Consider the following 8,576-nt stretch of genomic DNA (forward strand, 5'->3'; position numbering starts at 1 on the left):
TTTAAAAAGGTGCCATTAACAGAATTAGTGCTCGATGGTTTTAAATCATTTGCTGACAGAACAACTATTCATTTTAATGATGGAATAACTGGTATTGTTGGTCCTAATGGTAGTGGTAAAAGTAATATTACAGAAGCTATTCGTTGGGTAATGGGTGAATCCAGCGCTAAGTCTCTTCGTGGAACAAACATGAAGGACGTCATTTTTGCTGGTAGTCAATATCGTAAGCCATTAAATAAAGCTGAAGTTACCTTAATTTTTGATAATCGCAAACGTGAATTAGCATTTGATACGGACGAAGTTTCAATTACTAGAAATATTTTACGTTCTGGCGATAGTGAGTTTTTGATTAATGGACAGCAAGTCCGCATGCGTGATGTACGGACGCTTTTTCTTGATTCTGGTATATCGCAAAATAGCTTAGCCATTATTTCTCAGGGACGAGTTGATCAAATCTTAAATTCACGTCCGGAACAGCGCCGCGTAATTTTTGAAGAAGCTGCGGGTGTGCTTCACTTTAAACAGCAAAAAGAAGCAGCTCAAGGGCAACTTAAGAAGACTCAAGATAATTTGATTCGAATTAATGATTTAGTAAAAGAACTTGAGGGCCGCTTAGAGCCGCTGCATGAACAAAGTTCGCTAGCCAAAGAATATAAGTTTCAAAAGGCTGGTTTAGATAAAGAACTAAAGAGTTTATTAGCATTTGAAATCGAAGATATTAATAAGCAAAAAGAAACTATTCAAAAATCAGCTGATAAGAATAAGATTTTATTATCAAAATTAGATGCTGAAGTTAAAGAATCTCAAAATGCGGTCTCAGAAAAAAGAGCAGAGTACCAAAAAATTCGGGATGAACGAGAAAAAGTTCAAAATGAATTATTAAAATTAAGTCAGCAATTATCAGATTTGAATGCTAACTTGCAAATGGCTGAACAATCACGTCAATTTGATGATGCTACTAAGATCGAATATCAAAATCAAGTTGAAACGCTGAAGAAGAGCCTGGTACAACTGAACGCTCATTTGGAAAGTTTACAAAAAGATCAAGCTAGCCTTAAGAAGCAACAAGCGGTTTTACAAGAAAAGCGGGATAAGCTTACAGGTGAATTGAGTGAAAATCCAGAGGAACTCAATAAGAAACTGGAGGATTGTCGTAACGACTACATTCAATTATTGCAAGATCAAGCTGCGGTTAACAATCAAGTAATTAACTTGAATACTGAGCTAAAACGTAGTAAGGCTGACACCACTTATCAAAGCAATGATGTGGGTAAACAACTATCTGAAGCTAAAGCAGAACTGGAAAAATTACGAGCCGAAGGTAAAGATCTAACTGCTAAACGTAAAGACAAAAATGCGGCTTTTGCTGAAGCCAGTGATCAAAGTAATGACTTGAATGATCAAATTAGGCGTCTGCAGCAAACAGTTAATGATGAGCGGAATAAACTGGAAAAGATCGAAGCCCGTCATGAAGCTTTAATTAATATTCAAAAACGTCATGAAGGTTATTACTACGGTGTCCGTAACGTCTTGAATCATTTAAATGATTTTCCTGGCGTAATTGGTGCCGTAGGTGAGTTGCTTACTTTCCCAGCTGAACTTGAAGCAGCGATGACTACAGCTCTTGGTGGCGGCGTTCAAGATTTGATTACAGATAGCCGTAATAGTGCTAAAAATGCAATTAATCAGTTAAAACGCAGTAGAGCTGGTCGTGCCACATTTTTGCCATTAGATGGGTTACGCCAATATACCATTCCACAATCTACAGTAACTACCTTGAAGTCCTTTAATGGATTCAAGGGAATTGCCAGTGAGCTAGTAGAAAGCAAAACGGATCATAATATTACTGCCGCAATTAATTACTTGTTAGGCAGTGTTGTGATTGTCGATACAATCGAAAACGCAATGGCAATTTCTCAACGAATTGGTCGTTATCGAATAGTTACTTTAGATGGGGATGTTGTTTCACCGGGTGGTTCTATGACCGGTGGACAAAAGAACCTGCGCAATAATTCACCATTGCAGACGGCAACTGAGATTAATCAGTTAGAAAAGCAAATCAGTAGTTTAACTAGATCATTTAAGGAAGACCAAGCACAATTAAAAGATTTGGTTGATCAAAGCGTTAAAGTAGAAAATAAGTTGCAAAAATTGCATGATTCTTTGCAAGAAATTAATCAAACGATTAATGAAGCAGCTATTTCTTTCCAAAATCAAGAAAAAGAGGTTAAGCGACTTCAAGATGCTAATACTTTATATGAATCACGTGTGAAGCAGCGGAATGATCATATAGTTGAATTGCAAAAGCAGATTGCAGAAGCAAATGATAAGCAGGCTCTTTTATCTAAACAAGGTGAAGAGAAAAAGAGCCAAATGAATGAATTGCAATCACGTATTAAGAACTTTAATAATTTAAGTCAACGTGTGCAAAGTGAATTATCCAAGCTTGATCCACAAATCGCAGTTTTTGCAAATAAATTAGAAAATCTAGCTGTTCAAGAAAAAGATAAACGCAATCAAATTGATAATAATGAAAAGCAGGCTGCTGATTTAAAGGGAAAATTAACAGATCTTAATCAAAATGGAGAACTTTCTGTTAAGAAGAACACCGATTTAAAGAAGCAGAAGGAAGAAATTAAACAAAAGAACGAACAACTGCAAAATAAATTAAATGAGCTTAGTTCACAACTTGGACAATTTGATGCGCAAATTAATCAGTTAGATCAAGTTGCTAGCCGAAATTATGATTTGCGTAAGGATGCGGCAATCGAACAGGAAGATTATTCTGTTAAAATTGCAAAGTTTAATAGTTTGATTGATCAACGCTTAGAAACTTTGCGTGATGATTATGCATTAACATTTGAAGCCGCTATTGCTCAAGCTGAAGGTCAAAATGATCAAGAAACTCGAGAAAAATTAGCTAAAAGTGTTAAACTGCATCGAATGTCACTTGAAGACATTGGCCCAGTTAATTTGGATTCTATTCAAGAATATGAAGATGTTAAAAAGCGTTATGACTTCTTGAATGGTCAACAAAATGACTTGCTTAAAGCTCGTGATGACCTTGAAAAATCAATGAATGAATTAGATGAAGAGGTTAAGAGTCGATTTAAAGCAACATTTGAGGCAGTGGCTGAAAGCTTTAAGCGGATTTTCCCACTTGTCTTTGGCGGTGGAAAGGCTAAGCTTGAATTAACTGAACCAAATAATTTATTAGAAACAGGAATTGAGATTATCGCTCAGCCACCTGGCAAGAAGTTACAGCGTTTAAGTTTGCTCTCTGGTGGTGAACGGGCATTAACTGCGATAACATTATTATTTGCAATGTTGCAGGTAAATCCAGTACCATTTTGTTTACTTGATGAGGTTGAAGCAGCGCTTGATGATGCAAATGTCACACGTTTTGCTCAATTTTTGCTTAAATATAATTTAAAGACACAGTTTATTGTGATTACTCATAGACGAGGAACAATGAAGCAAGCTGATCAATTGTATGGTGTGGTAATGCAAGAATCTGGTATATCTCAAGTATTGTCAGTATCATTAAAAGAAATGAAAAAGAAAAACGGGGTGAAATAATTGGGATTATTTGATCGAATTAAAAAGTCTCTCTTTGGTAAAAAAGATGACGAAGAAGAGAAAAAAGAAGAGCAGGAAAAACAAGAAGAAGTAGAGCAAAAACAGGACGATAGTGAAGCAGTTGCTCAAGAGGAACAATCTGAAGAATCTGCTGAATCTGACAAGCAAGAAGAAACAGAACCCATTGAAGAGGATAACGAGTCTGAAGCTTCAGGAGAAGTAGCAGAGGATGAAGAAAAGCCTGAATCTGAAGAAACCGCTGAAATTGAAGAGGAACAGGAAACAGAACCTCAAGAATCTGAAACTACTGAAGAGGCGGAAACCGAAACAGACGAGGAAGAACCTGAAACTGAAGAACTAGAAGAAGATGAAGATTCCTCACAAGAAGAACTTTATGAAAAAGGTTTGGAAAAAACCAATAAAGGTTTTGGTGCTCGACTTAATGCATTCTTTGCTAAATTTAGAACTGTTGATGAGGACTTCTTTGATGATTTGGAAGATTTATTGATTGAATCTGATGTAGGTTATGAGACAGCAGAACAATTAACCGATGAACTTCGTGAAGAAGCCAAATTGCAAAATGCCAAATCTCGTGATGATCTGAAAAAGGTTATTGTTGAAAAATTGGTTGACTTGTATGACAAGGGTGGCAACAGTGAAGATGAAAAGTTAATTTATCACCCTGAAGATAAGCCTAATGTTTATCTCTTTGTCGGCGTCAATGGTGCAGGTAAAACTACTACTATTGGTAAGCTTGCAAAACGCTTTAAAGATGAAGGTAAGTCAGTTATCATGGCTGCAGCTGATACCTTCAGAGCCGGTGCCGTAGAACAATTAGTTGAGTGGGGCAAACGCGTTGATGTTCCTGTAGTAACTGGAAAAGAAAAAGCTGATCCTGCTTCTGTTGTTTATGATGCAACTGAACGTGCAATTAATGAAAAAACTGATTACTTGTTAGTTGATACTGCTGGCCGTTTGCAAAACAAAAAGAACCTCATGGCTGAGCTAGAAAAGATTCAAAGAACTATTAAAAAGCTTCTGCCTGACCAACCAACTGAAACATTATTGGTTCTTGACGGTTCAACCGGACAAAATGCCTTGCTCCAAGCTAAAGATTTTGATAAGACAACCAAATTAACGGGTCTGGTTTTAACTAAGCTTGATGGTTCATCTAAAGGTGGGGTAGTCTTGGCTATCCGTAATGAGATGAACTTACCGGTTAAATTGGTTGGACTTGGTGAAAAAGCTGAAGATTTGGCTGATTTTGATGCCGCAAATTATGCAATTGGTCTTTTCCATGGCTTAGTCTAGTGATAAAGTTTAAGTGTATATAGTTTTATAAGGAGAATTTTATGAAAGAATATAGTGCATGTACTACTATCTTGGTAGGTAAAAAAGCCTCAATCGATGGTACTACTATGATTGCTCGTAATGATGATACATTCCGTCCAATCACCCCACAAAAGTTTATTATCGAACCAGCTCGTCATGGTGAAAAGAAACACATTAAGTCATGGCTTAACAAGTTTGAAATGGATTTACCAGAAGACGCTCAACGTGTTCCAGCTGTTCCAAACGTTGATTACAAGCATCGCGGTTATTACGACGAAAGTGGTATTAACGAAGAAAACGTTGCTATGTCATGTACTGAATCAACATATGGTAATGAACGTACTTTAGCATTTGATCCACTTGTTAAAGATGGTTTGGATGAAGACTGTATGCAAACTTCAGTTTTGCCATATATTCATTCCGCTAGAGACGGTGTTAGATACTTAGGTAAGTTGATTGCTAAGTATGGTTCACCAGCTGGTAATTCAGTTCTTTTCAGTGATAAAGACGAAATTTGGTACATGGAAATTGTTACTGGTCACCATTGGGTTGCAGAACGTATCCCAGATGATTGTTATGCAGCTACTGGTAACCGTGTGGCAATTGAACAAGTTGATTTTGATAATCCTGATTACTTCATGTGGAGTGAAGGAATTCAAGAATTTGTTGAAGAACATCATTTAAATCCTGATCATGAGGGCTGGAACTTCCGCCACATTTTTGGTACTTACACCGAACAAGACCGTCACTACAACACTAATCGTCAATGGTACATTCAAAAGTTGTTTAACCCAGAAATTGAACAAGATCCACAAGATGGTGATATTCCATTCATTCGTAAGGCTGCTAAAAAGATCACTAAAGAAGATATTCAATTTGCTTTGGGTTCACACTACCAAGACACTCCATATGATCCATTTGGCAAAGGTACTGAAGAAGAAAAGCACCGCTATCGTCCAATTGGTTTGAACCGTACCCAAAATGCCCACATTTTGCAAATTAGAAGTGATGTGCCAGAAGATCGTGCAGCTATTATGTGGCTATGTATTGGTGGTCCAACCTTTACTCCATTTGTTCCATTCTTTGCTAATATGAATGATACTGATCCTTCATATAACAATACTTCAATGGATTACAACATGAATGATGCATGGTGGTACTACAAGTCATTTGCTGCACTTGTTGAAAGTCATTACCCACAATTTGTTCAACTTGACACTACATACTTAACTGAACTTAACCGTTACTTCAGAGATCGTGTTGAAGAAATTATTAAGGGTGCTGATGGCAAATCAGGTGAAGAATTAACTGATTACTTGACTAAGGAAAACCAAAAGACAGTTGCTCATACTCGTGAGGAAACTGAAAAGCTTTGGGGTCAAATGATGATTGATTCAATTAACATGTCTAAGTTAACCTTCAACATGGATGAGAACCTTTAATTTAAAATTCAAAAAACAGTTCAACATTGTTGAGCTGTTTTTTCTTCGGCTAGTATAATTGAGTTAATGAATTGAAAGAATCTGAAATGATGACAGAAAGTACTATTGGATCATTTTTTACTAGAATTAGCAATGAAGTAGAAAAGCAAATGGATGCTGATTTAAAGAGTTTTAATATCAGTGCAAATGAATTAGAAGTTTTGATTGAATTGGAACACCATAAGCATGGCAAGACATATGACAAATTAGCCAAGGAGCTTCATGTAACTAAGGATAAAGTTGAAGAATTAGTAAAAAGTTTAGTTGCTAAAGATTTAGTTACTGATGATAATGCCACCGTGATTTCTACTGAAGATGGTAAGGAAGTTTGCAAGAAAGTAGAGAAGCACCGCAGAGAGACTGATCAAACCATTACTCAGATGCTTAGCAAAGATGAGACTATAGGTTTAGTTAATGTTTTAAAGAAAATGCTGGAAAAAGAAGAAAATTAGGCAAAAAAAGATCAACTGCTGCAATTTACAACAGTTGATCTTTTTTATTAAAAATTATTTTTTCTTATCTAGGACTGAATGGTGAATACCATAGCAGAAATAAATAATTAAACCGAAGATAAACCAAATACCAGCGTAGAGCTTAGCTTGATAATCTAAGCCTAAGAAAACGATTAATGCAGCTAAGAAGCCTAGAGCAGGCAATACTGGATAAAATGGCATCTTGAATGATGGATCATCAATATCTTTACCTTCACGTGGACGTAATTTATAGATACCAAGTGATACAAACATGAATGCGATTAAAGTACCAGCTGAAACTAATTGAGACAGCATAGAGAATGGGAAGAAAGCACCAAGCAAAATACTACCGATAGTCAAAGTCCAAAGTGCATTGTTAGGACGACGGTCAGAATTTAATTTGCCCAACCATTTAGGTAACATACCATCACGACCAAATGAGTAAATTAATCTAGATCCAGCCATTCCCATACCGATCAAGGCGGTAAACATACCTAAAACAGCAATAGTTTGAACGACGACAGCAACTATTGGGTGCCCAGCATAACGTAAAGCCAAACCAACAGGTTCTGCAGAGTTAGCATACATCTTGTAAGGCATCATACCGATCAATACCAAACTAACACCTACAAAAAGTGTAACGGCAATTGCTAATGAGCCTAAAATTCCACGAGGCATTGTCTTTTGCGGATTAATAGCTTCTGCCGAATTAGCAGCAATTGAATCAAAACCGATGTAGGATAAGAAAATCATTGATACACCAGCATAAATTCCTTGCCAGCCACCAAATGGTCCGTGAGTAGTAGGACGATATTTAGGAATAAATGGTGTAAAGTTAGCGCTTTTAATGGCTGTTAATCCAACTACGATAAAGATCAAGATGGCTAAAACTTTAAGTATAACTAATCCATTTTCTACTCGAGCAGCTCTTGAGACCCCATGCCCAATTAAAAGAGCGACTAATAAAATAGAAACAAGTGAAATTGCATCAATAACTCCACCATTAGTACCAAAAGCGTTGGACAAAGAAGCAGGTAATTTTAATCCTATAGGTGCAATTAATGCCCTGAAGTTAGCAGAAAGTCCAGATCCTACGAATGCTAAAGCAATAAAGTATTCAGCTAAAAGAGCCCATCCGGCTACCCATCCCCAAAATTCGCCGAATACCACATTGATCCATGAATAAGCGGATCCTGCAAATGGCATGGCAGCGGCCATTTCGGCATAAGCAAATGCTACTAAACCGGCAGCAATTGCAGCTAAAATAAATGAAATTGCAACCGTTGGTCCAGTATGTAATGCAGCAACTTCACCGGGCAAGGTAAAGATTGAAGCTGAGACGATCGTCCCAACCCCTAAGGCTAAGAAATCTTTAACCTTTAATGATCGAACCAGGTGTCCATCTTTATTTTCATAAACACGTGGATCTTCTTTTTTGTTCATTCGTTGCCAAAGATTCACAATACAATTCCCCTTTATGTTAAAAATAAGATTACTTAATTATAATTAAAAATACGTTAAAAAATCAACCGTAAGTAGTTCAAATTTCGTATTTTTAATGAGAAAAAAGATAGATTTTGTCTTCATGATTTAAATGATAATTAACATTTTTGGTAGTATCATTTTTTTGATATACTAAAGACTGGTGAAAATTAATGGATGAATTAACTAAAAATGAAGAATTAGGCGACCTATATGCCTATTATGGTTC

Annotated in this window: 5 protein-coding genes; 4 read left to right on the plus strand and 1 reads right to left on the minus strand. The window is 36.5% G+C overall.

Features of this window, described 5'->3' with window-relative positions:
- Positions 1 to 9: 9 nt before the first annotated feature.
- The 4 genes from smc to CP368_RS01665 all read left to right on the plus strand — a co-directional run bounded on the left by smc (position 10) and on the right by CP368_RS01665 (position 6,844).
- Positions 10 to 3,579 carry a chromosome segregation protein SMC gene (gene smc / locus CP368_RS01650; protein ID WP_098043910.1) on the plus strand — a complete coding sequence of 1,190 codons (3,570 nt, stop codon included), beginning with the start codon at positions 10 to 12 and terminating at the stop codon, positions 3,577 to 3,579.
- On the plus strand, positions 3,580 to 4,890 hold the full coding sequence (gene ftsY / locus CP368_RS01655) for a signal recognition particle-docking protein FtsY (RefSeq protein WP_098036234.1): 1,311 nt from the start codon (positions 3,580 to 3,582) through the stop codon (positions 4,888 to 4,890).
- A gap of 41 nt (positions 4,891 to 4,931) precedes the next feature.
- Positions 4,932 to 6,353 (plus strand): C69 family dipeptidase, encoded by a 1,422-nt coding sequence (locus CP368_RS01660; protein ID WP_025005827.1) that lies wholly within the window; start codon positions 4,932 to 4,934, stop codon positions 6,351 to 6,353.
- 89 nt (positions 6,354 to 6,442) lie between these two features.
- A complete protein-coding gene (locus CP368_RS01665; RefSeq protein ID WP_369822584.1) occupies positions 6,443 to 6,844 on the plus strand; it encodes a MarR family winged helix-turn-helix transcriptional regulator in 402 nt (133 codons plus the stop codon).
- Positions 6,845 to 6,898: 54 nt separating this feature from the next.
- On the opposite strand, the gene CP368_RS01670 is transcribed toward CP368_RS01665, so the two are convergent.
- Positions 6,899 to 8,326: an APC family permease gene (locus tag CP368_RS01670; RefSeq protein WP_098036235.1), complete on the minus strand. Its 1,428-nt coding sequence runs from the start codon at positions 8,324 to 8,326 to the stop codon at positions 6,899 to 6,901.
- Positions 8,327 to 8,576: the final 250 nt, after the last annotated feature.

This window comes from Lactobacillus sp. UMNPBX17, from assembly GCF_002553735.1.
In the GTDB taxonomy this organism is placed as follows: Bacteria; Bacillota; Bacilli; order Lactobacillales; family Lactobacillaceae; genus Lactobacillus; species Lactobacillus gallinarum.